Origin of the sequence: Nocardioides marinquilinus, from assembly GCF_039543705.1 — a bacterium.
Lineage (GTDB): Bacteria > Actinomycetota > Actinomycetes > Propionibacteriales > Nocardioidaceae > Nocardioides > Nocardioides marinquilinus.
In genome coordinates this window covers 477,661-503,055 of the sequence record NZ_BAABKG010000004.1, presented here as the reverse complement: position 1 = coordinate 503,055, position 25,395 = coordinate 477,661, and the positions used below count along the sequence as shown (strand labels likewise).

The following is a 25,395-nucleotide window of genomic DNA, read 5'->3' as shown; positions in this document are numbered from 1 at the left end:
CGGGAGACCTCATGCGATCCACCCTGCGTCATGGCGCGCGCCGAGCCGCCGCCGTCCTCGCCACCCTCGCCACCGCCGCCCTGCTGGCCCCCGTGCTGCCCGGCTCGCCGGCCACGGCGTCGCCGCCCGGTGACGGTGGGGCGCCGCCGTCCACCGACGGCTTCGACGCCACGCTGACCCGCTGGGACGACGTGCGCGACTGGCGCCACGGCGACCTCGACGGGCTGCGGGCGACCGGCCGGGGGCTCACGCTCGCCCGCGGCGACCTCGACCGCGAGCGCTACACCGACCCGCACGCCGGCGAGGGTGCGACCGCCCGGCTCTACGACGTCGGCACCTGGACCTCGCCCGTCGTCGACCTCGGCTACGACCTCGACGAGGCCGTCACGTCGTGGAACGCCGACACCCCGACCGGCACCTGGGTCGAGACGCTCTTCCGCGGCCGGCACGACGACGGCAGCTGGACCAAGTGGTTCGTGCTGGGCCGCTGGACCTCGGGCATGGACTTCGCCGGCGGCGACATCCACCGCACCTCGCTCGACGGGCAGGGCGACACCGACGGCACCGTCTACACCGACACCTTCAGCGCCCGCACCGGCCGCGAGCCGGTGGCGTTCCAGACGCAGGTCAGGCTCTACCGGCCGGTCTCGCGGCGCGACGACCGCGGCCCGCGCGTGCGCCAGGTGACCACGATGAGCAGCGAGCTCGTGCCGGACGACGCGCAGCCGACGTCGGCGTTCACCCTCGGCCGGGCCGTCGAGCTCGACGTGCCCCGCTACTCCCAGAACATCCACAAGGGCGAGTACCCCGACTACGGCGGCGGCGGGCAGGTCTGGTGCTCCCCCACGTCGTCCTCGATGGTGCTGCGCTGGTGGGGACGCCGCTACGCCCCCTCGGCCCGCGAGACCGCCGACATCGACGTCCCGCAGGACCCGCAGGTGCCCTACGCGGCCATGCACACCTGGGACTTCACCTACGAGGGCGCCGGCAACTGGCCGTTCAACGCCGCCTACGCCGGCAGCCGCGGCCTCGATGCCTTCGTGACCCGCTTGCGCTCGCTGGCCGAGGTGGAGCGGTTCGTGGCCCTCGGCATCCCGGTGGTCGTCTCTCTATCGTGGGACCTCGAGGAGATGCCCGAGGCCGGCTACGACACCGACGGCCACCTGATGGTCGTCGTCGGGTTCACCGCCGACGGCGACCCCGTGCTCAACGACCCCGCCTCGAGCAGCAACGACGCCGTGCGCAACGTCTACACCCGCGAGAACTTCGAGAAGGTCTGGCAGGAGTCGACCGGCGGCATCTCCTACGTCTACACCCGCCCCGGTACCCGGCTCCCCGCCCACGTGCCCGGGACGACGCCCAACTGGTAATCGGACGCTGACCCGTCAGACATGTCTGACGGGTCAGCGTCGACCGGACCACCGACCCGTCACCACGCGGGATCCGGACCGAGCGCCAGCGAGACCGACCGCAGCGGAGCAGGGACTGACGGCGGAGCGTTCACGGGTCCGGTGCACACGGACCCTGAGCGCAGTCGTTGGGCCCTGACAGGTCAACGGTGCTGGCGCTCCGGGACATCTCGACCGCTGTGTCTGATTGCGCCTCCGCTCCTTCGTCGCTTCGGCGCGTGTTCGCGGCGCCATCGGCGACCGTGCGCCCTCCTGCGCGCGCAAGGGCTCGCTCCTTCGTCGCATCGCCCTTCCGTGCTCGTCGGTTACACGGTCGCGCGCCGCGAACGGGGTTCTTCGCTGCCTTGAACCCAGCACCGCCGCAGCGGCCTGCCATAACATTGCGCCGCTGTGCGACTGACCGCGCTCCGGCTGCGGTTGGGTCCGCTGGCGCTCGGTCCGGAGCCTGCGTGTTCGGGTCGGTGGTTGCGTTCAGGCCCTTCGACAAGCTCAGGGTCCGTTGGGGGCGTTCCCGTGGACCTTGCGAGGTCTCGAGGCTCGTCGCCAGGGCTCCTCGCACCTCGACCATCGTCGGGGCTCAGGCCGGCGGGTCGTCGACCAGGGCGCGCAGCTGGCGGACGGCCTGGCGGGCGCGGGCGCCGTCGGAGCCCTGGATGCCCATGGCGGGGGCCGACGTCCCGTCGGCGAGGTCGAGGGTGACCCAGGGGGCGCCGCGGCCGAGGTGGACGGCGACGACCTGGGCCCAGGCGTACTCGCGGCGGCGGTAGCCGTTGACCACGACGAGGCCCTCGCGGCGGGCGACGACGCGGGAGCGGGCGAGGGCGTAGAGCAGCGAGAAGCCGAGCAGGTACATCGCGATCACGGTGCCGCGCTGGAACGGCGTGACGGACGCGCGGGTCTCGTCGTCGAAGCCGATCCAGAGCATGGCGGTGATGACGAGCAGCGCCCCGCCGGCGACGGCGCCGGCGATGCGCGGCCCGAGCGGCCGCCAGGTGCGCGGCAGCGCGGGCTGCCCCGTGGCATCAGAGCCGGCAGGCATGGATGTCGGTGAGAAGGATGCCGCGGGCGCCGAGGTCGTAGAGCTCGTCCATCAGCCGCTGCGAGCCGTCGCGGGGCACCATCGCGCGGACGGCGACCCAGCCCTCGCGGTCGAGCGGCGCGATGGTCGGGCTCTCGATGCCGGGGGTGAGCCGGGTGGCGGTGGGCAGGTGCTCCTCGGCGATGTCGTAGTCCATCATCACGTAGCCGCGGGCGACCAGCACGCCCTGCAGCCGCCGCAGGAAGACGCCGAACGCGTCGGGCACGTCGGCGCCGGCGCGGGTGATGAGCACCGCCTCGGAGCGCAGCAACGGCTCGCCGAAGACCTCGAGCCCGGCCTGGCGCAGCGTCGTCCCGGTCTCGACGACGTCGGCGATGGCGTCGGCGACCCCGAGCTGGATGCTGGTCTCGACGGCGCCGTCGAGGCGGGTGACGCTCGCCTCGATGCCGCGCTCCTCGAGGAAGGACCGCACGATGCCGGTGTAGGACGTCGCGATGCGCGCGCCGGCGAGGTCGGCGACCTCGGTGTAGCGGCCGCGCGGGCCGGCGAAGCGGAACGTGCTGGCGCCGAAGCCGAGGGTGAGCACCTCGTCGGCCTTGGCGCCGGAGTCGCGCAGCAGGTCGCGGCCGGTGACGCCGGCGTCGAGGGTGCCCTCGCCGACGTAGAGCGCGATGTCACGCGGGCGCAGGTAGAAGAACTCGACGTCGTTCTCGACGTCGGCGACGGTGAGCTGCTTGGCGTCGTCGCGCTGGCGGTAGCCCGACTCGCGCAGCATCTCGGTGGCCGACTGCGACAGCGAGCCCTTGTTGGGCAGGGCGATCTTGAGGGTCATCGGTCGTCTCTCGGTGCGGTCACAGGTGCGCGTAGACGTCGTCGAGCTCGAGTCCGCTCGCCAGCATCAGCACCTGCGCGTGGTACAGCAGCTGGCTGATCTCCTCGGCGGTGCGGTCGCGGCCCTCGTGCTCGGCGGCCATCCACGACTCGGCGGCCTCCTCGAGCAGCTTCTTGCCGATCGCGTGGACGCCGGCGTCGAGGGCGGCCACGGTGCCCGAGCCCTCGGGGCGGGTGCGGGCCTTGTCGCTGAGCTCGGTCCACAGCTCCTCGAACGTCTTCACGGCCCTCAGCGTACGGTCCGCGTCCGGCCGGCTCGCCGGGTGATCGTGGCTGGTGCTCGGGAGGGGGGCGGAGTGGGGTCGTGTGCCCACACCGGGCCCTGGACCGGTCTCGGGCACACGACCCGGCGTCCGGCTCGTCGTCCGGGCGCGTGCCCGTGGGTGGTCAGCCGCGCTGGGCGATCTCGCGGAGGGTGCGGGCGGTGTGGAGGGCGGCGGTGGTGGCCTCGTGCCCCTTGTCCTCGCTCGAGCCGTCGAGGCCGGCGCGGTCGAGGGCCTGCTGCTCGGTGTCGCAGGTCAGGACGCCGAAGCCGACGGCGACGGTGTGGTCGAGGCCGACGCGGGTCAGGCCCGCGGTGGCGGCGTCGCACACGTAGTCGAAGTGCGGGGTGCCGCCGCGGATGACGACGCCGAGCGCGACGACGGCGTCGTAGCCCGCCGCGGCCAGGGCCGAGCAGACGACGGGCAGCTCGAAGGTGCCCGGCACCCGCACCACCTCGGCGTCCGCGACGCCGTACTCCTCCAGCGCGCGCCGGGCGCCGGCGACCAGCCCGTCCATGACGACGGTGTGCCAGCTGGCTGCCACGACCCCGACCCGCAGGCCGGAGGCGTCGAACGGCTCGACGACGGCGGCACCGTGCCCGCTCACGCCTGGCTCCTCTCGGGCTCGACCTCGTGGGGCGGGAGCGTCAGCCCCTCAAGTCCCGGCAGGTCGTGGCCCATGCGGTCGCGCTTGGTGAGCAGGTAGGCCAGGTTGTGGTCGTTGGGGCGCGGGGTCAGCGGCACCCGCTCGGCCACCGGGACGCCGTACCGCTCGAGGTTGGCGACCTTGTCGGGGTTGTTGGTCAGCAGCCGCACGCTTTCGACCTTCAGGTCCTTGAGCACCTGCGTGGCGGTGCCGTAGTGCCGCGCGTCGGCGGGCAGGCCGAGGTCGAGGTTGGCGTCGACGGTGTCGCGGCCGCCGTCCTGGAGCTGGTAGGCCTGCAGCTTCGCGACCAGGCCGATGCCGCGGCCCTCGTGCCCGCGCAGGTAGACCACGACGCCACGACCCTCGGCCACGATGCGCTCGAGGGCCTCGTCGAGCTGGGGTCCGCAGTCGCAGCGGTGGCTGCCGAAGACGTCGCCAGTGAGGCACTCGGAGTGCACGCGCGTGAGCACCGGCTCGGGGCCGGAGACGTCGCCGTGCACGAGCGCGACGTGCTCGGAGCCGTCGACGGTGATGCGGTAGCCGTAGGCGGTGAACTCGCCGGCGCGGGTGGGCAGCCGGGTCTCGGCGACCCGCTCGACCAGGTTCTCGGTGCGGCGGCGGTACTGCACGAGGTCCTCGATCGAGATCATCGCCAGGCCGTGCTCGTCGGCGAAGGCGCGCAGCTGCTCGGCGCGCTGCATGGTGCCGTCGTCGTTGACCAGCTCGACCAGCACGCCGGCGGGCGTCAGCCCGGCCAGCGTGGCGAGGTCGACCGCCGCCTCGGTGTGGCCGCGGCGGGCCAGCACGCCGCCGTCGCGGTAGCGCAGCGGGAAGACGTGTCCGGGCCGGGTGATCTCCCACGGCTCGGTGGCGCTGTCGGCCAGCACCCGCGCGGTGTGGGCGCGGTCGGCGGCGCTGATGCCGGTGGTGACGCCGTCGCGCGCGTCGACGGTGATCGTGTAGGCGGTGCGCATCTTGTCGCGGTTGTGCGGCGTCATCAGCGGGATCTCGAGCCGGTCGAGCATGTAGCCCGGCATCGGCACGCAGATCACGCCGCTGGAGTGCCGGATGGTGAACGCCATCAGCTCGGGCGTGGCCTTGCTGGCGGCGAAGATGAGGTCGCCCTCGTTCTCGCGGCCCTCGTCGTCGACCACCACGACGGCCCGGCCGGCGGCGATCTCCTCGATCGCGCGCTCGACGGGGTCGAGGCGGACGCCGCCGTGCTGCGGCTCTCGCTGGACGGTCATCGGGTCGCTCCGTTCTGCTGCTGGTCCTGCCGGGTCTGCGGGTCGTGCGGGGTCTGCTGGTCGTGCTGGGTCTGCTGGGGCTCGAGCCGGCCGAGCCGGGCCTCGAGCAGTCGCTCGACGTGCTTGGCGAGGACGTCGACCTCGAGGTTCACGCGCTCACCGGGCTGCCGGCGTCCGAGCGTGGTGCGGGCCAGCGTCTCGGGGATCAGGCTCACCGTGAACGAGGTCTGCCCGGCGTCGACGACGGTCAGGCTGACGCCGTCGACGGTGATGGAGCCCTTCTCGACCAGGTAGCGGGACAGGCCGTCGGGCAGCGAGACCTCGACGACCTCCCAGTGCTCGCTCGGCGCGCGGCGCACGACCTCGCCGACGCCGTCGACGTGGCCCTGCACGATGTGGCCGCCGAGGCGCTTGTCGGCGGTGACGGCGCGCTCGAGGTTGACGCTGTCGCCGGGCTCGACGCCGGCGAGGCTGGTGCGGTCGAGGGTCTCCTGCATGACGTCGGCGGTCCAGCGCTCGCCGTCGTGCTCGACGACGGTCAGGCAGCAGCCGTTGACGGCGATGGAGTCGCCCGGCGAGGCGTCGGCGAGCACCAGCGGCGAGGCCACGGTGAGCCGGACGGCGTCGCCAAGCGGCTCGACGGCGGCGACGGTGCCGAGCTCCTCCACGATCCCGGTGAACATCAGACGGCTCCTTCGGTCGGGCTGGGGGTGGGGCTGGGGGTGGGGCTGGCGGTGGGGCTGGCGGTGGGGGTCATCGTGAAGCGGACGTTGTGCTCGGGGTCGTCGGGCAGCACGGTGACGTCGGTGACCGTGGGCCGCAACGCCGCGGCGATCGTGCCGATTCCGAGGTCGGCGACGGCGGCGAGGCCCGCGCCCAGGAAGGCGGGCGCGACGTAGGCGACCAGCTCGTCGACCAGGCCGGCGCGCAGGAAGGCGGCGGCCAGCGTGGGACCGCCCTCGAGGAAGACGTGCTGGCGCTCGCGGCCGTAGAGCTCGGCGAGCGCGACGTGCGGGTCGCGGGTGCGCAGGCGCACGGTGGGGGCGGCGTCGTCGAAGACGCGCCGGTCGGCCGGCAGGTCGCGCTCGCCCATCACCGCGCGCAGCGGCTGGCGGCCCAGCGGCCGGCCGTCGGCGCCGCGCACGGTGAGCCACGGGTCGTCGACCGCCACGGTGCCGGTGCCCACCAGCATCGTGTCGGCCAGGGCGCGCAGCCGGTGGGTGTCGCGGCGGGCGGCCTCGCTGCTGACCCAGCGCGAGGTGCCGTCGGCGGCGGCGCTGCGGCCGTCGAGGGTGGCGGCCAGCTTCCAGGTGACGAACGGGCGCGCGTGCTCGACCGCGAAGGTCCAGACCCGGTTGAGGGCGCGGGCCTCGTCGGCGCGCAGGCCGACCTCGACCTCGACGCCGGCGGCGCGCAGGGTCTGGGCGCCGCCGGCCGCGATCGCGTGCGGGTCGGGCATGGCCACCACGACGCGACGGACGCCGGCGCCGACGAGCGCGGCCGCGCACGGCGGCGTGCGTCCGGTGTGGTTGCAGGGCTCGAGGGTGACGACCGCCGTGGTGCCACGGGCCCGCTCCCCCGCCCGCGCCAGCGCGTCGGCCTCGGCGTGCGGGGTGCCGGCGCCGCGGTGGTGGCCCTCGGCGACCACGCCGCCGTCGTCGGCCAGCAGCACGCAGCCCACCCGCGGGTTGGGCCCGAGCGGCACGCCGGGCGTGGCCGCCAGCTCGAGGGCGCGACGCATCGCGTCGTCCTCGGCCGCTCGTGCGTCAGCGGTGAGCATGTGCTGTCTGTGCCCCTCGTCCGGATCGGGCTCGACGGACTCCGGGGGCGACGGGACGGCGCACGCCACGGCAGCACCGTGGCGGTGTCGTCACCTGCGTGCACTTCCCATCCGGACTCTCACCGTCGGTCCAGGAATTGCACCTGGTCAACCGGTCACTGGTTCGTGACCGGGTCGCGGACTGTCACCGCCGGCTCGGAATTTCACCGACCCCAGAGCACGCGAGCGAGCTTCACTCGTCGTCTCGAGTCTGCCACAGGGGCTGGGACGCCGGGCTGTGGCGCTGCCCACCCCCGCCGCCCGGCACGTCGGCCGCGCAGACGAGGAGCAGGTAGGCCCAGCCCAGCCACAGCGCCCACGGCAGTGGCTCGAAGACCGACAGGGCGACCAGCAGCGCGCCGACCAGCAGGCACCAGCGCACCCACCCGTCGTCCGCGACCGCCGTCCACCGCATGACGCGCAGTCTGGCGACCAACGCACCAAAACACAATAATGTCAGTCGGCTTATGCTTCTTACCCAGCGCTTTGCTCAGGGGCACGACTCCGAGACCCGGACGACAAAGAACGTGATGTCGTCCTCGACCGAAACCATCGTTCCCGCCGCGGGTTGCTGGGAGCACACCTGCCAGCCGGAATCGAGGATCTGTGCTCGTCCCTCGCCCGAGGCATCTTCGGAGAAGGTCACGAAGAACGGAATGCCGCTTACCGCCTGAACGTCGTCTTGCGCCGCTTGCAAGTTCTTGCCCGTCTCATCGGGAAGTGCGAACGAGTCACCGCCGGCATTCGACTGCCCACCCACCTGACCGCGCCCGACAGGCCCGCCCGGCTTGGCCGACTTGGCCGGTTCGGCAGCCTCTACGTCAACCGGTGCCACCCCGTCCGACTCCGACGTCGTCGCCTTCAGCGTGTTGGGCGAGCCCTGGCGCTGCTCCGTCGCGGCGGCCTGCTCGGTTTTGCCTGGTTCCTTGGTGTCCTGCTCGTCAGAACCGTTTCCGATCGCAGCACCAATGCTGAGGAGGCCGACGACGACGGCAGCCGCGACGAAGGGCTTGCGCAGATACCACGGCGACGGCGTCTGCTGACCCGGACCGACGGGCACGGGTGACGTGCGGACGTCGGAGTAGCCAGCCTTGTCTGGACCCGGGAAGGGCGGGTAGGGCGCCGCGGATCCGGCCTCTTGGGCCGGCACCCGCGACAGAGTCCACGTCACGCCATCCCAGTAGCGCAGGAACCCGTGCGCCTCGGGGTCGGGGTACCAGCCGGGTTCGAGGGTCGCCATGGCAGCGGACCGTACGTCGAATCTCCCATCCACGAGGGGGAACGCGAAAGGTTCGTTCGATCGGCCCCGTACGAGCACACACCGATCACAGGCGGGGGTCGACCGGCTCCGACTCCAGCGCGAGCACCGCGAAGACCAGCTGGTGCGCCCGCCACAGCGGCTCACCTCGGCAGAACCCGTCGAGCGCGTCGAGGCCCAGGCCGTGCTCGCGCAGCGCGAGGTGCTGCTTGCGGCCGAGGTGGCGCTCGCGCAGGACGTCGAGCGAGCGGGTGTAGTCGGGGCCGTAGACGATGCGCAGGTAGTCGCGACCGCGCACCTTCAGGCCCGGCTGCACGCCGCGCCGTCCCGGCTCGGGCACGGCCGCGGGCTTGACCACCATGCCCTCGCCGCCCGCCTCGGTGAGGTCGAGCCACCACCGCGTGGCGGCCTCGCGGTCGGCCTCGGAGCCGAGGTCGACCGCCACGTGGCGCGTCGGGGTCAGGAAGGGGTCGTCGAGACCGCCGAGCACGTCGAGGTGCCACGGGTGCGGCTCGGTCTCGGCCAGCAGCCGGTCGCCCGCGGCCAGCACCTGGAACGGCGCGAGCCGGACGCCGTCGAGCGGGTCGCCGGGCGGGGTGGGCTCGCAGTAGCGGGCGTAGGCGTCGCGGAAGGCGGTGGCGTCGTCGAGCCGGTGCCGGGTGCGCGCGACCAGGTCGGCCACGTCGAGGCCGCGCGCGGCCGCGGCGTCCAGGACGTCGACCGCCACCGGCAGCGCCGCCCGCGCGGCGGCCCCGACCGAGGCGTACTGCTCGCGGATCAGCCCGCCCGCCTTCGCCGACCACGGCAGCAGCTCGGCGTCGACGGCCAGCCAGTCGGCATCGAGGCGGTCGAACAGCGGCGCCACCGCCCGGCGCACCCGGCCGACGAGCCGCTCGTGCTGGTCGCGGTCGGCGAAGAACGGCCGCCCGGTGCGGGTGTGGACGACGCCCGTGGTGCCGTCGTCGACCCCGAAGCGCCCGGCGGCGACGTCGGCGTCGCGGCACACGACCGCGACGGCGCGCGAGCCCATGTGCTTCTCCTCGCACACCACGCGCTCGACGCCGGCGGCCGCGTAGGCGTCGAAGGCCTCGGCGGGGTGCTCGAGGTAGCCCTCGCGGCGCGAGGTGGGCGCCGGCGCCATGGTGGGCGGCAGGTACACCAGCCAGCGCGGGTCGACCGCGAACCGGCTCATCACCTCGAGCGCGGCGGCGGCGTTCTCCTCCGGCACCTTGACCCGGCCCGCGCGGTCGGACTCGAGCCAGCGGGTGCCCAGCACGTCGTCGGCCCGCAGCGTCGTGGGCTCGCGGGCACCCGCCGGCGACCCGGCCAGCGGGCGCACCGGCTCGTAGTGCTGCCGCTCGGCCTCGACGTCCACGACCTCGCGCTCGGGGTAGCGCAGCGCGGTGAGCCGACCGCCGAAGACGACGCCGGTGTCGAGGCAGATCGTGCCGTTGACCCACTCGGCGCGCGGCACCGGCGTGTGGCCGTAGACCACCGTGGCGGCGCCGCGGTACTCCTGCGCCCACGGGTAGCGCACGGGCAGGCCGTACTCGTCGGTCTCGCCGGTGGTGTCGCCGTAGAGCGCGAAGCTGCGCACCCGGCTCGACGAGCGGCCGTGATAGGCCTCCTTGAGCCCGGCGTGGGCGACGACGAGGCGGCCGTCGTCGAGCACGTAGTGGCTGACGAGACGGTCCATGAACCCCAGGGCGGCGTCGCGGAACTCGTCGGGCTCGGCGGCCAGCTGCTCGAGCGACTCGGCCAGGCCGTGGCTGACCTGCACGTTCGCGCCCTTCAGCGCGCGCACCAGCTTGGCCTCGTGGTTGCCGCTGACGCACAGCGCGTCGCCGTCCGCGACCATGCCCATGACCAGGCGCAGCACGCCGGGGGTGTCGGGGCCGCGGTCGACGAGGTCGCCGACGAAGACCGCGGTGCGGCCGTCGGGGTGGTGGGCGCCGCCGCCGCGGACGTCGTAGCCGAGCCGGGTCAGCAGGGTGCGCAGCTCGGCGGCGCAGCCGTGCACGTCGCCGACGACGTCGAACGGCCCGGTGAGGTCGCGCCGGTCGTTCCAGGAGCGCTCACGCCCCACGACCACCGACTCGACCTGCTCGACCCCGTCGAGCACGTGCACCCGCCGGAACCCCTCCTTGCGCAGCCCGCGCAGCGAGCGGCGCAGGTCGCGGTGCTGGCGGGTGACCACCTGCGCGCCGAAGGTGCGGTCGGGCCGGGCGGCGTTGCGCTCGACCGCCGTCCGCTCGGGCACGTCGAGCACCACGGCGTCGACGAGGACGTCGTGGTCCTTGGCCAGCCGCACCAGCGAGGCGCGGGCGGCGCGCTGCACGTTGGTGGCGTCGACGACGGTCAGCAGGCCGCGGCGCAGCCGGGTGCCGACGATGTAGTGCAGCACGTCGAAGGCGTCGGGCGTGGCCGACTGGTCGTTCTCGTCGTCGGCGACCAGGCCGCGGCAGGTGTCGCTGGAGATGACCTGGGTGGGCAGGAAGTGGCGGGCCGCGAAGGTCGACTTGCCGCTGCCGGAGACGCCGACGAGCACCACCAGCCCCATCGCGGGCACGGCGATCTCGCGCGGGCGGGTGCGCTCAGCCACGGCGGAACACCGCCAGCTGCGTGGGAGCACCGAGCTCGTCGTCCGCCTCGCCGACGCCGCGCAGCTCGACGGCGTAGCCGTGCGCGGCGCCCACGCGCTCGCACCACGCGGCGAACTCGGCACGCGTCCACTCGAAGCGGTGGTCGTGGTGGCGGTGCGCGCCCGGCCGCTCGGCCAGGCCCTCGTAGAGCGCGTTGTACTCGACGTTCGGGGTCGTCACGATCACGGCGGCGGGCGCCGCGACGCCGAAGACGACCCGCTCGAGCGCGGGCAGGCGCGGCGGGTCGAGGTGCTCGACGACCTCCATCAGCACCGCGGCGTCGTAGCCGGCGAACCGCTCGTCGTCGTAGGTCAGGGCGCCCTGGAACAGGCTCAGCCGCTCGGCCTGCCGCTCCGACATCCGCTCGAGCCGGACGGCGCGCGCGGCCAGCTGCAGGGCCCGCGCCGAGACGTCGACGCCGGTCACCCGGCGGTAGCGGCCGTCGTCCAGCAGCGCCTTGAGCAGCTGCCCGCCGCCGCAGCCGAGGTCGATGACCGAGGCGGCCCCGAGCTCGGCCAGCGCGGCCAGCACGGCCTCGCGGCGCTGGGTGTTGAGGGGTGCGCGGCGCTCGGCCGGCAGCGCGGCGGTCTCGTCGGCGGCGGCGGCCGCGTCGTCGTCCAGGCTCTCGTCGGCCTCGCCGTCGAGCTCGGCCAGCCGGGCCAGCGCGAGCCGGATCAGGGCGCCGCGGCGGCCGAGGTAGCGCCGCACGACGAGCTCGCGCTCGGGGTGGCCGGTGAGCCAGTCGCCACCGGAGCGCAGCAGCTTGTCGACCTCGTCGGGGCCCTGCCAGTAGTGCTTCGACTCGTCGAGCACCGGCAGCAGCACGTGCAGCTGGTTGAGGGCGTCGGCGAGGCGCACGGTGCCGGTGAGCGTGAGGTCGAGGTAGCGGGACTCGCCCCACTCGGCGAAGTCGGGGTCGAGGGGCACGGGCGTCGCCGCGACGGTCCAGCCGAGCGGCTCGAAGAGGCGGCGGGCGACGTCGAGGCCGCCGCGGCAGGGCAGCGCGGGCAGCCGCAGCTCGAGCGGGATGGCGCTGTCGGCCAGCGCCTGCCGCGAGCGGCAGACCCCGGAGCGGGCGGTGCTGAGCACGTCGGCCACCGCCACCCCGAGCAGGGACGACGCCGCGTAGGCCCGGTCGTTGACGTAGTGGCCCAGCGTGACGTCGGGCCCGCCGCGCCGGCGCCGGGCCAGGCGGACGGCGTCCACCTCGAGCAGCAGGGCGGCCGTGCAGCGCTCCTCGCCGGCCTCGGGGTAGAGCACGGTGAGGGTGCCGAAGGACTGCGGGAAGGCCTGCACCCGGTCGGGGTGCTTGTGCAGCAGGTAGCCGAGGTCGGTGGCGGGCACGCGCTCGCCCGCGACCTCGGTCGCCGTGGTGGTGATGGTCAGCAGCACCGGCACAGTGTGCCGAGCGGCCGGTCGGGGCGCGACGGGATACCCGCGTTCGCCCTCGCGGGACGGCGCACGGCTGTTAGCGTCGCGCGTCGCCGCACCCGAGGACTCCCCCATGCCCGCCGCCCGTCGTCGCCTGCTGCCCACGCTGCTGGCCGCCGTCGTCGCGCTCGCGTGCTGCGCCGCCGCGCTCGGCGCGCCGCCGTCCGACCGGGCCACCGCGGGTGCCGTCGGCGCACCGGGTGCCGTCGGGGGTGTCGGGGGTGTCGAGCCCGTCGTCGGGGGTGTCGGGGACGTCGAGCCCGTCGAGCCCGGCGTCGACAACGTGGTGCTGCTGGTGGTCGACGACATGTCGGACGTGGCGTGCCGCGACACCGCGACGGTGCTGCCGCGCTCGGCGCTGTGGCTGCGCGACCTCGGCACCTGCTACGAGAACGCCACCACGGCGACGCCGGTGTGCTGCCCCGCGCGCTCGCAGATCCTCACCGGGCAGCTCTCGCACAACAACGGCGTGCGACGCCAGGTCGACGCGTGGTCGCTCGACCCCGGCGACACCGTGCCCGACGACCTCGACGCCGCCGGGTGGCGCACCTACGCCGCGGGCAAGTACCTCAACGGCGTCAAGGCGGCCGACTTCGCCGCCGGCCGGTGGAGCGGGTTCGACGAGTTCGACCTGTGGGACCGCTACACCTACGCTCCCGGCACCTACCGCACCTACGCCGAGGACGGCACCTCGGCGCGACCGGCGGTGCCCGCCACCCAGGCCGTGGGCGACGGGCTCGTCGGGAGCCTGGAGGACTACGCGGACGCCGGTGAGCCGTTCTTCCTCTACGGCGCCTTCTACGCGCCCCACGCGATCGTGGGCGCGAAGGGGTGGGAGGCGCTGCCGCAGCCGTCCGAGGCGCACGCGGACGCCGTCGTGCCCGGGTTCCGCTACGCCCCCGAGGTCGACGCGCGGGACAAGCTGCCGCTGTTCCAGCGGAGCAAGCCGTGGTGGAGCCGGGAGTACTTCCGGGCGCTCTACGAGCAGCGGCGCCGGGCGATGCTCGACGTCGACGACCAGGTGGCGCGGGTCTTCGAGTCGCTGCTGGAGCGGGACCTGCTCGACCGCACCGCCGTCGTCCTGGTGAGCGACAACGGCCTCGCCGACCGCAACCAGAGCAACTGGGAGGCCAAGGCGGTGCCCTACCCGGCCGCCACCGACGTGCCCCTGCTCGCGTGGTGGCCGGGCCGCGCGCCCGCGACCGACCGGCGTCCGGTGGGGCTGATCGACCTCGCCCCGACGGTCTACGAGCTGCTGGGTGTCACGCCGGAGCACGTGATGGACGGGCACTCGCTGCTCGGCCCCCACCGGCGGTCGGTGCAGTACCTCGAGTTCTTCACCGAGAGCAGCCGCCTGGTGGCCGAGGAGTCGGGTGAGGAGACCACCCACGTGCCGTCGTGGAAGATGCTGCGCCTGGCCGACGGCGACGCCTACGTCGAGTGGTACCGCGGCGACGGCCGCCTGCGTGCCCGCGAGTACTACGCCGACCCCGGCATGACCCGCAACCTGCTCCACTACGGCCAGGGCCCCCGCCGCGCCCGCCTCGACGCGCTGCGCGCCGAGCTGCGGCGCCTGGCGGGCTGCCGGGGCACCGTCGAGTCCGGCAGCCGCCGCCCCTGCACCTGAGCGGACGTCGTCCGCGCGGGTTCGCGCGCCCGGCCGGTGGTCTCGAGGCTCGTCGCCAGGGCTCCTCGCACCTCGACCGTCGTTGATGCGGCCCCGCACGGTGGTCGAGGTGCGAGGCCGGCCACGGCCGAGCCTCGAGACCCCGCACGGTCAACGTGATGTTCGACCCCACGGACCCTGAGCCTGTCGAAGGGACGCCGTCCGGGAACGTCCGCGTGCACGGCCGGTGGTCTCGAGGCTCGTCGCCAGGGCTCCTCGCACCTCGACCATCGTCACGGCAGGCGCTCCACGACGGCCGAGCGTCGAGACCCTGAGAGGTCGACGCAGAACCGACCCCACGGACCCTGAGCCTGTCGAAGGGACGCCGTCCGGGAACCTGCTCGCCGAGGGCTCGCTGCTCGACCACCGGTGGTCGAGGTGCGAGGCCGGCCACGGCCGAGCCTCGAGACCCCGCAGGGTCGACGCGGAACCGACCCCACGGACCCTGAGCCTGTCGAAGGGACGCCGTCCGGGAACCTTCGCGTGCACGGCCGGCGGTCTCGAGGCTCGTCGCCAGGGCTCCTCGCACCTCGACCATCGTCCTGGCGGGCCCTCCACGACGGCCGCTCGTCGACCCCGCACGGCCGACGCGGAACCGACCCCACGGACCCCGAGCCTGTCGAAGGGACGCCGTCCGGGAACCTGCTCGCCGAGGGCTCGCTGCTCGACCGGCAGCGCTAGGCCTGCGCGGCCTCGGCGGCGGCGCGGAGGTCGGCGACCATGCGGTCGGGGTCGTCGGCGGAGTAGACGGCGCTGCCGGCGACGAAGACGTCGGCGCCGGCCTCGGCGCACTGCGCGATGGTGTCGAGCGAGACGCCGCCGTCGACCTGCAGCCAGGTCTGCAGGCCGTGGCGCTCGACCATCGCCCGGGCCCGGCGCAGCTTGGGCAGCACCAGCTCGAGGAAGCCCTGGCCGCCGAAGCCGGGCTCGACGGTCATCAGCAGCAGCATGTCGAGCTCGCCGAGCAGGTCCTCGTAGGGCTCGACCGGGGTGGCCGGGCGCAGCGCCATGCTGGCCCGGGCGCCGGCCGACCGGATCTCGCGCGCCAGCCGCACCGGCGCCCGCGCCGCCTCGACGTGGAAGGTGACCGACCCGGCGCCGGCCTCGACGAACCCGGCGGCATGGCGGTCGACGTCCTCGATCATGAGGTGCACGTCGAGCGGCAGGTCGGTGCTGCGCGCCAGGGCCTCGACCATGGTGGCGCCGAAGGTCAGGTTGGGCACGAAGTGGTTGTCCATGACGTCGACGTGCACCCAGTCGGCGCCCGGGATGCGGGCCACCTCGGCGCCGAGCGCCGCGAAGTCGGCGTTGAGGATGCTCGGGGTGATCTGGACGCCCATGCGGGCGAGGCTACGGGCCTCGCTCGGGCGCGCTCAGGCGGGGACGTCGGGCTCGAGCAGCGCCAGCAGGTCGGCGTAGGTGGCGTCGAGGTCGTCGTGGTGGATCGCGAGGCGATGGGCGTCGGGTCGCCCGGCGACCACGTCGGCGAGCCCGGAGGCGTAGTCGACGAGGTGCTCGAGTGCCTCGTCGGGCACCCGCGCCTCGACGACGTGGCCGTGCAGCACCACCTCGACCAGCTCGGCGCCGACGTCGTGGGCGACGGCCTCGAAGCGCTCGACCTGGTCGAGTCGCGCGACCAGCTGCGGGACGACGACATCGTGGCCGTCGGCCAGGTGCGCGGCCGCCAGCGCGAGCGAGAGCCGGCGGGCCGCCTCGGCGTGGTCGGCGGGGTCGCCGCCGATCCAGCCGCGCAGCTGGTCGGCCTCGACGCACAGCACCCCGGGGTGGTCGGCCAGGTAGCGCCGCGCCAGCGTCGACTTGCCGGCGCCCGGCATGCCGTTGAGCAGGACCAGCCGGGCGCCGGTGGCCGGCACCCCCACCTCGCGCAGCGCGCCGGCCGCGGCCGCCTCGAGGACGGCGTGGGCGGCGTCCAGCTCGGCCTGGTCGACCAGGCCCTGCTCGCCCAGCCAGGCCAGCGCCCGCTGCTGCGACCGGGCGGTGGCGTAGGCGTTCCACGCCCGGCTCACGATGCCGTCGGCGTCGCGGTAGACCGTGTCGCGGAAGCGGCGGAAGGCGCCCTTGCCGTCGAGCGCCTGCTCGAGGCGCTCGGCCAGTCGCCGGTCGGCGAGCCGGGCGGTGAAGGTCTCCATGTCGACGTACGCCGGCCGGCTCGACCCGCCGCCGAGCTCGAGCCAGTCGTGGTCGTCCGGGTCGGTGGGCTCGCCGGCGTCGTCGAGCACCTCGCCGTCGAAGGCCGGGTAGACCTGGCCGTTGGTGGGGTCGAAGTAGGCCGCGCCCCACATCTGGTGGTCGACGAACTCGGCGAGCGTCTCGACGTCGACCTTCTCGAGCGACAGCGCCATGCGGCTGAGACTACGACCCACGCGCCGTCCCGGTTTGCCCCCGCCCGGGCCGGAGACACTTCGCCCATGCCGTCGCGACGCCGTCTCCCCGCCACGCCCATGGCCGTCGTGGCGGTCGTCGTCGGCGCCCTGCTGGCGAGTGGTTGCTCCGCGGTCGGGGACGACGCCGACGCCCGGTCCACCCCGTCGGCCGAGGCCGACGCGGCCGACGACTCCTACCTGCCCCCGACGCCGGTACCGGTGACGCCGTCGCCGACGACGCAGCCGGACCCCGGACCCGACCCGCTGCTGCGGGCCGCCTACCCCGAGCTCGGCTACCAGTCGTTCATCACCCGCTTCGGGCCGCGCACCGTGATCGCGAGCGACGCCGTCGTCGGGCTCGACCGGGACGGCGAGGAGGTCTGGCAGGTGCCCGTCCCGGCCGGCAAGCGCGACGATGCCGAGGTCGCCCGGGTCGGCCGCGTGGTGACCCTGACCTACGACATCGAGGGCCAGGCGTGGCCCGGGCTGGAGCGGCTGACGGTGATCGACGGCCGCTCGGGCGAGGTGCTGTGGCGCGACGAGACGGCCTCGTTCGTCTCCTCGACCGACGAGGCCCTCTTCACCTCGGTGTGCACCGGCGAGCAGGAGTCCACGCTGGGCGACTGCACGCTCTCCTCCCGGGACCCGCGCACCGGCGACGTGCTCTGGTCGCAGCCGACCTACGCGTCGTCCTCGGTCGAGGACGACGAGGACGGGTTGGTCCTGGTGCACTCGTACCCCGAGGGCAACCCCGGGGTGGTGCAGGTGCACGACCTCGCCACCGGCGAGCCGGTCAGCACCACGGTCGACGCCCGCGGCTACGTCGCGCTGGCGGGCCGCGCCCTCGTCTCGAGCGGCCCGGGCGACGACGTCGACCGCGACGGGTGCCGGCAGGCCGCCTTCGCCGTCGACTTCGCCGGCGACCGGCTGTGGCGGCGGGTGCTCCGGGTGGGCCGCGACACGCTCGACCCCGGCGAGTGCTTCGAGATGTACGTCGAGGCAGGAGACGACGGCCTGGTCACGCTGAGCTGGTACGAGGGCGTGCCGACGGTGGTCGACGCCGCGACGGGCGAGACCGTGTGGCGCGGCGAGCGGGGCGAGAGGACCCCGGTGGTCTCGCGCCGCACGATCGTCGCCGTCCAGGCCCAGGGCGGGTTCGCGCAGGGTGTGCGGGTCGTGACGCCGCGCGGCGGCGACGTCCGCTGGACCGCCCCCGAGGGCACCGGTGACCTCTGGCTCGTGGACGACGACCGGCTGATCGCCGCCGACGTCAACTGCTACGACCCCTGCAAGACGGTGGTCTTCGCCGCGGACGACGGCCGGCGCGTCGCCGTGTACGACGGCTACTACGCGGGTCACGGACCCGGGTGGCTGGCGACGGTCGCCGAACCGGGCTTCCAGGAGGTCGACTACGCGGTCTACCCGACCCGGAGCCGCTAGCGGCCCGTCCGGGCCGGCACTCAGCCGTCGTCGTCGGGCACCTCGGGCGTCTCGCGCCCCTCGGCCTCGTCGCGGTCGGCCCACTGCAGCAGCGGCGCGAGGTCGTAGGTGCTCGCGTCGTCGTCGATGGTGGCGTGCAGGTCGCCGAGGCGGGCGAACCGCTCCGGCATCGTGAAGATCGTGAAGTCCTCGGGCTCGCAGTCGTCGACCTCGTCCCACGCCACCGGCGCGCTGACCCGTGCGTCGGGCAGCCCGCGCACGGAGTAGGCGGCCGCGATGGTGTGGTCGCGGGCGTTCTGGTTGTAGTCGACGAACAGGTGGTGGGGGTCGCGGTCCTTGCGCCACCAGGTGGTCGTGACGTCGTCCGGCGCCCGCCGCTCGACCTCGCGGGCGAAGGCCAGCGCCGCGCGGCGCACCTCCTTGTGCCCGTGGTCGGGGCGGATGCGCACGTAGACGTGCAGCCCCGAGCCGCCGCTGGTCTTCGGGAACCCGACGACGCCGAGCTCGTCGAGCACCTCGTGGACGACGCCGGCCACCCGCCGCACCTGGGCGTAGTCCGACAGCGGGCCGGGGTCGAGGTCGATGCGCCACTCGTCGGGTTTCTCGGGGTCGGCGCGACGGCTGTTCCAGGGGTGGAACTCGACGGTCGACATCTGCACCGCCCAGATCACCGAGGCCAGCTCGGTGACGCACAGCTCGTCGGCGGTGCGGTTCCACCGCGGGAAGTGCAGCCGCACCGTCTCGACCCAGCCGGGGGCGCCCGGCGGCAGCCGCTTCTGGTGCACCTTCTCGCCGGCCAGGCCCTTGGGGAAGCGGTGCAGCATGCACGGCCGCTCGAACAGGGCGTTGACGATGCCGGGTCCGACGGCGCGGTAGTACTCGACGAGGTCGAGCTTGGTGGCGCCGCTCTGCGGGAAGTACACGCGGTCGGGGTTGGTGACCTTGACCGTGCGGTCGTCGACCTCGAGCTCGACGAACGGGGACTTCGACGCCATCGGGCCACCGTAGTCAGTGCCGCCGACTAGATTCCGCGCGGTGGACTTCGACCAGCCGCCCGTCGTCCGGGTGACCGTCGACCCCGACACGCCCGTCCAGCTGCACCCGTGGCCGATGTCGATCCCGGCCGTCGCGCAGCTGGCGGCCGAGGGCCTCGACCTCGACCCCGGTGTGACGTTCCTGGTCGGTGAGAACGGGTCGGGCAAGTCGACCATCGTCGAGGCGGTCGCCACGCGCTACGGCCTCTCGCCCGAGGGCGGGACGCCGTTCGGCCGGCACAGCACGCGTCCGACGGAGTCGCCACTCGGCGCCGCGCTACGGCTCCGGCGCGGCGTGGGCACCGGCCGGTGGGGCTTCTTCCTGCGGGCCGAGACGATGCACGGCTGGTACACCTTCACCGAGGAGCACGCCGGCCCGCGCGACCCGGCCTTCCACGAGATGAGCCACGGCGAGTCGTTCCTGGCGGTGCTGCGCACCCGCTTCGACTCCCCCGGGCTCTACTGCCTCGACGAGCCGGAGGCGGCGCTGTCGTTCAGCTCGACGCTCGGGCTGATCGCGACGCTCGACGACGTCGTCCGGGGCGGTGGGCAGGTGCTGTGCGCGACGCACTCGCCCGTGTTGGCCGCGATGCCTGGCGCCACGATCCTCGAGGTGGGCGAGTGGGGGCTGCGGCGCACGACGTGGAGCGAGCTCGAGCTGGTGCAGCACTGGCGCGCCTACCTCGACGCGCCCGAGCGCTACCTGCGGCACGTGCTCGACCAGGATTCCTGAGACCGGCTGTCGTCCGGACGCGGCCGCCACCGCGTCAGAGGGGTCGAGGAGGTGGGGAGGCACCGATGTCGGCGTTCACCGAGTTCGTGCAGACGCGTGGCGAGGCGCTGTGGCGCGCCGCCTGGCTGCTGACCGGTGACCGCGCCACCGCGGAGGACCTGCTGCAGACCGCGCTGGTCAAGGCGTGGCCGCACTTCGAGCGGGTCAGCCGCGACGGGTCGTTCGAGGCCTACGTGCGCACCGCGCTCGTCACGACCTACGTGGGGTGGCGGCGCCGGCGGTGGTGGGGCGAGGTGCCCACCGAGACGCTGCCCGACGGTCCGGCGCCGGCGCGGGCCGTGGACGCCGACGACGGGCTCGACGTCCGGCGGGCGATCGCGACGCTGTCGCCGCGGCAGCGGGCCGTGCTGGTGCTGCGCTACTACGGCGACCACACCGAGGCCGAGACCGCCCGCCTGCTCGGCTGCTCGGTGGCCTCGGTCAAGACCCACCACGCCCGCGCGCTCGAGCGCCTGCGGGCCGGCGACCTCCTCACCGCACCCGACACCGAGGAGACCCCGTGAACGACCCCGACAGCACCGACCACCTGCGCGACCGGCTCGACCGGGCCGCTCCCCCGCCGCCCGACCTCGCCGCGCTCGGCGCCGGCGCCGAGACGTCCGGACGACGCCGCCGTGCCCGCCGACGCGGCGCGGTCGTCGCCGCCGCGGCGCTCGCGGTGGCCGCGGCGGTCGTCGTCCCGGTGGTGGTCGGCGGGGACGACGCCCCCGGCCGCACCGCCGACGCCGACCCGACGCCGTCGGTGTCGGCCTCGCCGTCACCCACGGTCTCGGAGCCGACGGGCGGGGACACCGCTCCGCCCGCCTGCCTGCCGGCCGCCGAGGTCGGCCGCACCGAGCTGGGCGGTGACGCGGTGTGGGCGCGGTTCTGCCCCGGTCGGGAGGGGTTCACCATCCCGGCCGAGGTGCCTGCCGACGCGCTGACCAGCCACCTCGACGCGCTCGACGACCTCCTCCTCGTGGCCGACCGCAGCCAGCCTCGCGACTGCTACCCGCTCTCCAGCCGCACCTACCGGCTGCAGGTCGGCTACGCCGACGGCACCGTCGCGCAGATCAGCGGACCCACTGACCCCACCTGCCTCGGCAGGCTCGACGGAGCCGAAGGCCGGGTGTCCGGACGCCCCGGGCTCGGCGTCTTCGGCACCGTCATGGCCGCCTTCGGCGAGCAGGTCGCCGAGATGCTGCCCGCTCTGCCGGCCGTCGACCGGCCGGCACTCGCCTGCCCGGCCGACCCTCGCAATCCGGCGTCCGTCGACTCCGAGAACCCTGCCGTCCGGGTCCCCGCCTGGAACCTCGGCACCCGGGCCGTCATGAACGCGCCGGCCACGGCCGTGACCGGCATCCTGTGCCGCTGGCCGGTGGGCGAGGAGGCGGTGCAACCGACCGTCACCCGCCTCACCCCGGGCCAGGCCGAGCGGGTGCGTATCGGGCTGCACGCCGTCGCGGGGGGCATGGCCGATTGCGCAGGTTCACCCCGCCCGACCTATACCGCCGTCGTCGAGGACGCCTCCGGTACCCGGCGCGCAGTGACGATGATCGACTCCGAGTGCGGCACGGTGGTCGGCGGCAGCAACGGCTACGGCCTCGGCTTTCCCTGGCTCGACCGCTGAGGACTGGTCAGGCGGTGCGACGCAGCAGGGCCAGGAACATCGCGTCGGTGCCGTGGCGGTGCGGCCACAGCTGGGCGGTGCCGGGCAACGGTCCGGCGCAGTCGGTCACGCCGTAGCGCGAGGCGAGCAGGCCGGCGACGTCGAGCAGCTCGGTGTCGCGGCGGCTCTCGACGGCCGAGCCGACGACGCCCGAGGTCTCGGCCAGCACCGGCGAGCAGGTGGCGTAGAGGACGACGCCGCCGGGCCGCACCAGGTCGAGCGCGCGGCCGAGCAGGGCGCGCTGCAGCAGCACGAGGTCGAGCAGGTCGTCGGGACGGCGCCGCCACCGCGCCTCGGGACGGCGTCGCAGCGCCCCCAGCCCCGTGCACGGCGCGTCGACCAGCAGCCGGTCGACGGTGCCGGGCCGAAGCGGCGGACGGGTGCCGTCGGCGGTGACCACGCCCCACGAGCCGGCCGGGTCGGCGCCGAGCGCGGACCGCACCAGGCCGGCGCGGTGGTGCGCCCGCTCGACGGCGAGCACCCGGGCGTCGCGGCCGGCCGCCAGCGCGGCCAGCAGCGACGTCTTGCCGCCCGGACCGGCGCAGAGGTCGACCCACAGCCGGTCGTCGCCCTCGACGTCGGCGGCGGCCAGGGCGAGGGCGACCAGCTGGGAGCCCTCGTCCTGCACGGCGGCGCGGCCCTCGGCGACCGCGGGCACGGACGCCGGCCGGCCACCGTCGAGCACCACGCCGAAGGGCGAGTACGTCGTGGGCGTGCCGGGCAGCTCGTCGCGCTCGGCGCGGCCGGGGCGGGCCACGAGCGTGACGGCGGGCGGCACGTTGTCGGCGGCCAGCAGCGCCGCCAGCTCGTCGCCCGCGGCCGCCGTCCCGAGGGCCTTGGCCAGCTCGTCGACGACCCAGGCGGGATGGCTCCAGGCGACCTCGGCGTGCTTGAACAGGTCGCGCTCGGCGGGCGGGGCGACCTGCGCGACCCAGGCGTCGCGGTCACGGGCGGCGACCTTGCGCAGCACGGCGTTGGCGAACCCGGCGGCGGCGTCGGCGCGACCGCCACCCCGGCCACCGCCGACCGCGCGCACCAGGTCGACGGTCGTGCTGATCGCGGCGTGGGTGGGCACCCGCATGGCCAGCAGCTGGTGGGTGCCGAGCCGCAGCGCGTCGAGCACGGGCGCGTCGACCCGCGAGAGCGACCGGTCGACGCACGCGGCGAGCACGGCGTCGTACAGACCGCGCCAGCGCAGCGTGCCCGAGGCGAGCTCGGTGGTGAAGGCGGCGTCGCGCGCGGAGAGCGAGAAGTGAACGACGACCGCGGGCAGCACCAGGTTGGCGTAGGCGTCGTCGGCCCGCACCGACTTCAGCACCTCCCACGCGGCCCGGCGCGCGGGGTCGGCGGCCGTCGGGCGCGAGGTCCGGGAGCCGCGCGAGGGCCGGCCGCCGCCCCGGTGCTCAGGCATCGGGCGACCCGAGGTGCTCGCGCACCAGCCGCTTCGGCGCCCGGGTGGCCCAGGCGTCGGTGAGGATCTCGGCCAGCTCGTCACGACCGACCTCGCCGAGGCGCGAGAGCTGCACGAGGACGGCGTTCGACCGGCGGAAGTGGTCGGTGGTGAAGAACGGCAGGTCGGCGTCGGCGACCAGCGCCTGCTTCTCGACGTCGGTGGGCGTCGTGATCACGACGAGGTCGTCGAACGGCTCGCCGGTGGCGGGGTCGATCGCGTCGGGCCGCGGCGAGCGGTAGACCACGAACCCCTTGCCCTTCGGGCCGCGCGGCACCTTCCAGGTGGGCCGGTCGCCCCACGAGGTGCCGAGCTCGGTCTCGGGCAGCGCGGCGCAGATCGCGTCGACGTCGTCGGGGGTGGCGGGGCGGTCGGCGCCGCTCACCGGTCCCCCGACCGCTCGACCCGCTCGAAGCGCGCCCCCTCGCCGAGCCGGACGCCGCGGGCCCAGTCGGCGGCCGGCATCGGCCGCTTGCCGACGGCCTGCACGTCGCCGAGGCGCACGGCGGTGGTGGCGGTGCCGACCACCACCTCCCGCTTGCCGGCCATGATCTCGCCGGGCGCGACGGAGGTGAGGTCGGTGGGATCGACCGGGCCGAGTTTCACGCGCTCGCCGGCGAGCGTCGTCCACGCGCCGGGGGCGGGGGTGCAGGCGCGCACCCGCCGGTCGACGGCGAGGGCCGGCTCGTCCCAGTCGACCTCGGCGTCGGCGACGGTGAGCTTCGGGGCGAGGCTGACGCCGTCGGTGGGCTGCTCGCGGGCCTCGATGCTGCCGTCGGCCAAGCCGTCGAGCGTGGCGACGAGCAGGCCGGCGCCGCCCTCGGCCAGCCGCGCGAGCAGGTCGCCGGCGGTGTCGCGGGGGCGCACCCGCTCGGTCATGACGCCGAAGGTGGGGCCGGCGTCCATGGCCTCGACGAGCCGGAACGTGGTGGCGCCGGTGACCTGCTCACCGGCCCACAGCGCGTGCTGCACCGGGGCCGCGCCGCGCCACGCGGGCAGGCACGAGAAGTGCAGGTTGACCCAGCCGAGCGGCGGGATGTCGAGGGCCGAGCGCGGCACGAGCGCGCCGTAGGCCACCACGGGGCAGCAGTCGGGCGCGAGGTCGCGCAGCGCCGCCTGGAACTCCGGCTCGCGCGGGTGGCCGGGCTTCAGCACCGGCACGCCGAGCTCGACCGCCCGCTGCGCGACCGGGCTCTCGACGAGGCGGCGTCCACGACCGGCGGGAGCGTCGGGACGGGTGACGACGCCGACCAGCTCGTGGGCGGAGTCGGCGACGGCATCGAGCGAGGGGACGGCGACCTCGGGGGTGCCCGCGAAGACGACCCGCATCACGCCGTCCCGCGGGTGGGGCTCGGCCCCGGCCTGACCACCAACGTGACTCCTCCCCCGGGCACCCCTGTCGGACCCGGGTGCGCGAGGTCAGTCTAGAAGGAGGCCCACGGATCGCAGGGCCGACCGTCGCCGGGCAGCACGGTGGAGGCGGTGACCAGGTAGGAACGGTCGCCGTCGGTGAAGGTGGTGCCCGGCTCGGCCGACTCGAGGGCCTCGACGATCGCGGGCACCTCGGGTCCGTCGACCACGCGGCAACCGGGGTCGCCGGCCAGGCGAGGGGCGCCGGCGGGCCAGGTGGCGGCGTCGGTGAGCGTGGGCCGACCGCGGCCGGCGTCCTCGACGAGCAGGCGCAGGGTCTGCGGTGCGTAGGGCTCGTCGGCGGCGCGGGTGGCGAGTGCGACGGCGTCGTCCACGAACGCGCGCAGCTCGGCGCGGGCCGGGGTGTCGCCCTCGTCGTCGGCGAAGGACAGTCCGTAGGCGCCGTGGGTGTGGGGGGCATCGGCGACGAGCCGCACCACGGTGGTCGGCAGGTCGGAGACCATCACGCCACCGGCCATCTCGTAGTCGCGGTCGGGTCCGAGCAGGCCCGCCTCGTCGGCCGCGGCGAGCAGGCCCTGCAGGTCGTCCTCGCTCAGGGTGCCGGTCAGCTGGGGGACGAACGTCTCGTCGAGGTCGTCGGGGGCGGCCGGCACCACGACGGTGCCGTCGCCGTAGACGCGCACGTCGGGCTGGATCGTGAACTGGTACTGCGCGCTGGTGTAGCCGCCGGCGGTCGTGACGTCGAGGACGACGTCGTCGGCGCCGGTGGGGTGGTCGTAGGCGGCCGCGTCGTCGGGGTCCCCGCTCGGGTCGTCGGTCGTGGGCGCCGAGGTGGTCGACCCCGGATCGGTGGCGCCGTCGTCGTCCGGGCTCTCGGTGCCGCACGCCGTGAGCGCGAGCCCGGCGAGCACCGCGGCGGTGGGGGCGAGCAGGCGGACGGCGCGCGTGGTCATGCCGGTGGGAC

The 25,395-nt window shown here is 74.8% G+C and carries 24 protein-coding genes and 1 riboswitch; of the genes, 6 read left to right on the top strand and 18 right to left on the bottom strand.

What is annotated here, in order from left to right; all coding sequences use genetic code 11:
- Positions 1 to 11: 11 nt before the first annotated feature.
- Positions 12 to 1,370, top strand: a complete 1,359-nt coding sequence (locus ABEA04_RS17740) for a peptidase C39 family protein (RefSeq protein ID WP_345461690.1) — start codon at positions 12 to 14, stop codon at positions 1,368 to 1,370.
- Between the two features lie 616 nt (positions 1,371 to 1,986).
- Here the strand turns inward: ABEA04_RS17740 and ABEA04_RS17735 are convergent.
- The 11 genes from ABEA04_RS17735 to ABEA04_RS17685 all read right to left on the bottom strand — a co-directional run bounded on the left by ABEA04_RS17735 (position 1,987) and on the right by ABEA04_RS17685 (position 12,606).
- On the bottom strand, positions 1,987 to 2,448 hold the full coding sequence (locus tag ABEA04_RS17735) for a PH domain-containing protein (RefSeq protein ID WP_345461687.1): 462 nt from the start codon (positions 2,446 to 2,448) through the stop codon (positions 1,987 to 1,989).
- Positions 2,432 to 3,280, bottom strand: coding sequence for an ATP phosphoribosyltransferase (gene hisG, locus ABEA04_RS17730; protein ID WP_345461684.1), 849 nt, complete (start codon positions 3,278 to 3,280; stop codon positions 2,432 to 2,434). Before hisG ends, ABEA04_RS17735 begins: the two co-directional genes overlap by 17 nt.
- 19 nt (positions 3,281 to 3,299) lie before the next feature.
- A complete protein-coding gene (locus tag ABEA04_RS17725) occupies positions 3,300 to 3,563 on the bottom strand; it encodes a phosphoribosyl-ATP diphosphatase (protein ID WP_345461681.1) in 264 nt (87 codons plus the stop codon).
- 163 nt (positions 3,564 to 3,726) lie between these two features.
- Entirely contained in the window at positions 3,727 to 4,209 is a 483-nt protein-coding gene (gene ribH / locus ABEA04_RS17720; protein WP_345461678.1) for a 6,7-dimethyl-8-ribityllumazine synthase, read from the bottom strand.
- Positions 4,206 to 5,495, bottom strand: a complete 1,290-nt coding sequence (locus ABEA04_RS17715; protein ID WP_345461675.1) for a bifunctional 3,4-dihydroxy-2-butanone-4-phosphate synthase/GTP cyclohydrolase II — start codon at positions 5,493 to 5,495, stop codon at positions 4,206 to 4,208. The genes ribH and ABEA04_RS17715 overlap by 4 nt, the downstream gene beginning before the upstream one ends.
- The gene (locus ABEA04_RS17710; protein WP_345461672.1) at positions 5,492 to 6,178 is read right to left on the bottom strand and encodes a riboflavin synthase; all 687 of its coding nucleotides are present in this window, start codon (positions 6,176 to 6,178) and stop codon (positions 5,492 to 5,494) included. The genes ABEA04_RS17715 and ABEA04_RS17710 overlap by 4 nt, the downstream gene beginning before the upstream one ends.
- Positions 6,178 to 7,275 (bottom strand): bifunctional diaminohydroxyphosphoribosylaminopyrimidine deaminase/5-amino-6-(5-phosphoribosylamino)uracil reductase RibD, encoded by a 1,098-nt coding sequence (gene ribD, locus ABEA04_RS17705; RefSeq protein WP_345461669.1) that lies wholly within the window; start codon positions 7,273 to 7,275, stop codon positions 6,178 to 6,180. Before ribD ends, ABEA04_RS17710 begins: the two co-directional genes overlap by 1 nt.
- A gap of 94 nt (positions 7,276 to 7,369) precedes the next feature.
- Positions 7,370 to 7,500: riboswitch (FMN riboswitch) on the bottom strand.
- Positions 7,501 to 7,507: 7 nt separating this feature from the next.
- Positions 7,508 to 7,729, bottom strand: a complete 222-nt coding sequence (locus ABEA04_RS17700) for a hypothetical protein (RefSeq protein WP_345461666.1) — start codon at positions 7,727 to 7,729, stop codon at positions 7,508 to 7,510.
- Positions 7,730 to 7,804: 75 nt separating this feature from the next.
- Positions 7,805 to 8,554: a DUF2510 domain-containing protein gene (locus ABEA04_RS17695; protein WP_345461664.1), complete on the bottom strand. Its 750-nt coding sequence runs from the start codon at positions 8,552 to 8,554 to the stop codon at positions 7,805 to 7,807.
- Positions 8,555 to 8,639: 85 nt separating this feature from the next.
- The gene (locus ABEA04_RS17690; RefSeq protein ID WP_345461661.1) at positions 8,640 to 11,174 is read right to left on the bottom strand and encodes a polynucleotide kinase-phosphatase; all 2,535 of its coding nucleotides are present in this window, start codon (positions 11,172 to 11,174) and stop codon (positions 8,640 to 8,642) included.
- Positions 11,167 to 12,606, bottom strand: coding sequence for a 3' terminal RNA ribose 2'-O-methyltransferase Hen1 (locus ABEA04_RS17685; protein WP_345461658.1), 1,440 nt, complete (start codon positions 12,604 to 12,606; stop codon positions 11,167 to 11,169). Before ABEA04_RS17685 ends, ABEA04_RS17690 begins: the two co-directional genes overlap by 8 nt.
- 112 nt (positions 12,607 to 12,718) lie before the next feature.
- Between ABEA04_RS17685 and ABEA04_RS17680 the strand changes: the two genes are divergently transcribed.
- Positions 12,719 to 14,272 carry a sulfatase-like hydrolase/transferase gene (locus ABEA04_RS17680; RefSeq protein WP_345461655.1) on the top strand — a complete coding sequence of 518 codons (1,554 nt, stop codon included), beginning with the start codon at positions 12,719 to 12,721 and terminating at the stop codon, positions 14,270 to 14,272.
- 716 nt (positions 14,273 to 14,988) lie between these two features.
- Here the strand turns inward: ABEA04_RS17680 and rpe are convergent.
- Together rpe and ABEA04_RS17670 are read right to left on the bottom strand one after the other, a co-directional pair.
- Positions 14,989 to 15,651, bottom strand: coding sequence for a ribulose-phosphate 3-epimerase (gene rpe / locus ABEA04_RS17675; protein WP_345461652.1), 663 nt, complete (start codon positions 15,649 to 15,651; stop codon positions 14,989 to 14,991).
- 33 nt (positions 15,652 to 15,684) lie between these two features.
- Positions 15,685 to 16,674, bottom strand: coding sequence for an AAA family ATPase (locus tag ABEA04_RS17670; RefSeq protein ID WP_345461649.1), 990 nt, complete (start codon positions 16,672 to 16,674; stop codon positions 15,685 to 15,687).
- 66 nt (positions 16,675 to 16,740) lie between these two features.
- Between ABEA04_RS17670 and ABEA04_RS17665 the strand changes: the two genes are divergently transcribed.
- A complete protein-coding gene (locus tag ABEA04_RS17665) occupies positions 16,741 to 18,135 on the top strand; it encodes an outer membrane protein assembly factor BamB family protein (protein ID WP_345461646.1) in 1,395 nt (464 codons plus the stop codon).
- A 20-nt stretch (positions 18,136 to 18,155) separates the two neighbouring features.
- Here the strand turns inward: ABEA04_RS17665 and ligD are convergent, their stop codons facing one another.
- Entirely contained in the window at positions 18,156 to 19,130 is a 975-nt protein-coding gene (gene ligD, locus ABEA04_RS17660) for a non-homologous end-joining DNA ligase (RefSeq protein WP_345461643.1), read from the bottom strand.
- A 40-nt stretch (positions 19,131 to 19,170) separates the two neighbouring features.
- Here ligD and ABEA04_RS17655 point away from each other — a divergent pair, with 40 nt between their 5' ends.
- From ABEA04_RS17655 to ABEA04_RS17645, 3 genes are all read left to right on the top strand, one after another.
- Complete coding sequence (locus ABEA04_RS17655; protein WP_345461640.1) at positions 19,171 to 19,902, top strand: AAA family ATPase; 732 nt, start codon at positions 19,171 to 19,173, stop codon at positions 19,900 to 19,902.
- A gap of 65 nt (positions 19,903 to 19,967) precedes the next feature.
- On the top strand, positions 19,968 to 20,465 hold the full coding sequence (locus ABEA04_RS17650) for a SigE family RNA polymerase sigma factor (protein ID WP_345461637.1): 498 nt from the start codon (positions 19,968 to 19,970) through the stop codon (positions 20,463 to 20,465).
- Positions 20,462 to 21,571 carry a hypothetical protein gene (locus ABEA04_RS17645; RefSeq protein ID WP_345461634.1) on the top strand — a complete coding sequence of 370 codons (1,110 nt, stop codon included), beginning with the start codon at positions 20,462 to 20,464 and terminating at the stop codon, positions 21,569 to 21,571. The genes ABEA04_RS17650 and ABEA04_RS17645 overlap by 4 nt, the downstream gene beginning before the upstream one ends.
- A 7-nt stretch (positions 21,572 to 21,578) precedes the next feature.
- Here the strand turns inward: ABEA04_RS17645 and ABEA04_RS17640 are convergent, their stop codons facing one another.
- The 4 genes from ABEA04_RS17640 to ABEA04_RS17625 form a co-directional block, all read right to left on the bottom strand.
- The gene (locus ABEA04_RS17640) at positions 21,579 to 23,021 is read right to left on the bottom strand and encodes an RsmB/NOP family class I SAM-dependent RNA methyltransferase (RefSeq protein ID WP_345461631.1); all 1,443 of its coding nucleotides are present in this window, start codon (positions 23,019 to 23,021) and stop codon (positions 21,579 to 21,581) included.
- On the bottom strand, positions 23,014 to 23,445 hold the full coding sequence (locus ABEA04_RS17635) for an MmcQ/YjbR family DNA-binding protein (protein ID WP_345461628.1): 432 nt from the start codon (positions 23,443 to 23,445) through the stop codon (positions 23,014 to 23,016). Before ABEA04_RS17635 ends, ABEA04_RS17640 begins: the two co-directional genes overlap by 8 nt.
- Positions 23,442 to 24,389, bottom strand: coding sequence for a methionyl-tRNA formyltransferase (gene fmt / locus ABEA04_RS17630; protein WP_345461625.1), 948 nt, complete (start codon positions 24,387 to 24,389; stop codon positions 23,442 to 23,444). The genes ABEA04_RS17635 and fmt overlap by 4 nt, the downstream gene beginning before the upstream one ends.
- A gap of 95 nt (positions 24,390 to 24,484) precedes the next feature.
- On the bottom strand, positions 24,485 to 25,384 hold the full coding sequence (locus ABEA04_RS17625; protein ID WP_345461622.1) for a hypothetical protein: 900 nt from the start codon (positions 25,382 to 25,384) through the stop codon (positions 24,485 to 24,487).
- Between the last annotated feature and the right edge of the window lie 11 nt (positions 25,385 to 25,395).

What these genes read in the sequence shown, in the direction of transcription:
- ABEA04_RS17735 (WP_345461687.1), bottom strand. Translation starts at nt 2,448, where the DNA reads ATGCCTGCCGGCTCTGATGCCACGGGGCAGCCCGCGCTGCCGCGCACC.
- ribD (WP_345461669.1), bottom strand. Translation starts at nt 7,275, where the DNA reads ATGCTCACCGCTGACGCACGAGCGGCCGAGGACGACGCGATGCGTCGC.
- ABEA04_RS17715 (WP_345461675.1), bottom strand. Translation starts at nt 5,495, where the DNA reads ATGACCGTCCAGCGAGAGCCGCAGCACGGCGGCGTCCGCCTCGACCCC.
- ABEA04_RS17710 (WP_345461672.1), bottom strand. Translation starts at nt 6,178, where the DNA reads ATGTTCACCGGGATCGTGGAGGAGCTCGGCACCGTCGCCGCCGTCGAG.
- ABEA04_RS17695 (WP_345461664.1), bottom strand. Translation starts at nt 8,554, where the DNA reads ATGGCGACCCTCGAACCCGGCTGGTACCCCGACCCCGAGGCGCACGGG.
- ABEA04_RS17625 (WP_345461622.1), bottom strand. Translation starts at nt 25,384, where the DNA reads ATGACCACGCGCGCCGTCCGCCTGCTCGCCCCCACCGCCGCGGTGCTC.
- ABEA04_RS17680 (WP_345461655.1), top strand. Translation starts at nt 12,719, where the DNA reads ATGCCCGCCGCCCGTCGTCGCCTGCTGCCCACGCTGCTGGCCGCCGTC.
- fmt (WP_345461625.1), bottom strand. Translation starts at nt 24,389, where the DNA reads ATGCGGGTCGTCTTCGCGGGCACCCCCGAGGTCGCCGTCCCCTCGCTC.
- ABEA04_RS17740 (WP_345461690.1), top strand. Translation starts at nt 12, where the DNA reads ATGCGATCCACCCTGCGTCATGGCGCGCGCCGAGCCGCCGCCGTCCTC.
- ABEA04_RS17650 (WP_345461637.1), top strand. Translation starts at nt 19,968, where the DNA reads ATGTCGGCGTTCACCGAGTTCGTGCAGACGCGTGGCGAGGCGCTGTGG.
- rpe (WP_345461652.1), bottom strand. Translation starts at nt 15,651, where the DNA reads ATGGGCGTCCAGATCACCCCGAGCATCCTCAACGCCGACTTCGCGGCG.
- ABEA04_RS17665 (WP_345461646.1), top strand. Translation starts at nt 16,741, where the DNA reads ATGCCGTCGCGACGCCGTCTCCCCGCCACGCCCATGGCCGTCGTGGCG.
- ABEA04_RS17700 (WP_345461666.1), bottom strand. Translation starts at nt 7,729, where the DNA reads ATGCGGTGGACGGCGGTCGCGGACGACGGGTGGGTGCGCTGGTGCCTG.
- ABEA04_RS17670 (WP_345461649.1), bottom strand. Translation starts at nt 16,674, where the DNA reads ATGGCGCTGTCGCTCGAGAAGGTCGACGTCGAGACGCTCGCCGAGTTC.
- hisG (WP_345461684.1), bottom strand. Translation starts at nt 3,280, where the DNA reads ATGACCCTCAAGATCGCCCTGCCCAACAAGGGCTCGCTGTCGCAGTCG.
- ligD (WP_345461643.1), bottom strand. Translation starts at nt 19,130, where the DNA reads ATGGCGTCGAAGTCCCCGTTCGTCGAGCTCGAGGTCGACGACCGCACG.
- ABEA04_RS17640 (WP_345461631.1), bottom strand. Translation starts at nt 23,021, where the DNA reads ATGCCTGAGCACCGGGGCGGCGGCCGGCCCTCGCGCGGCTCCCGGACC.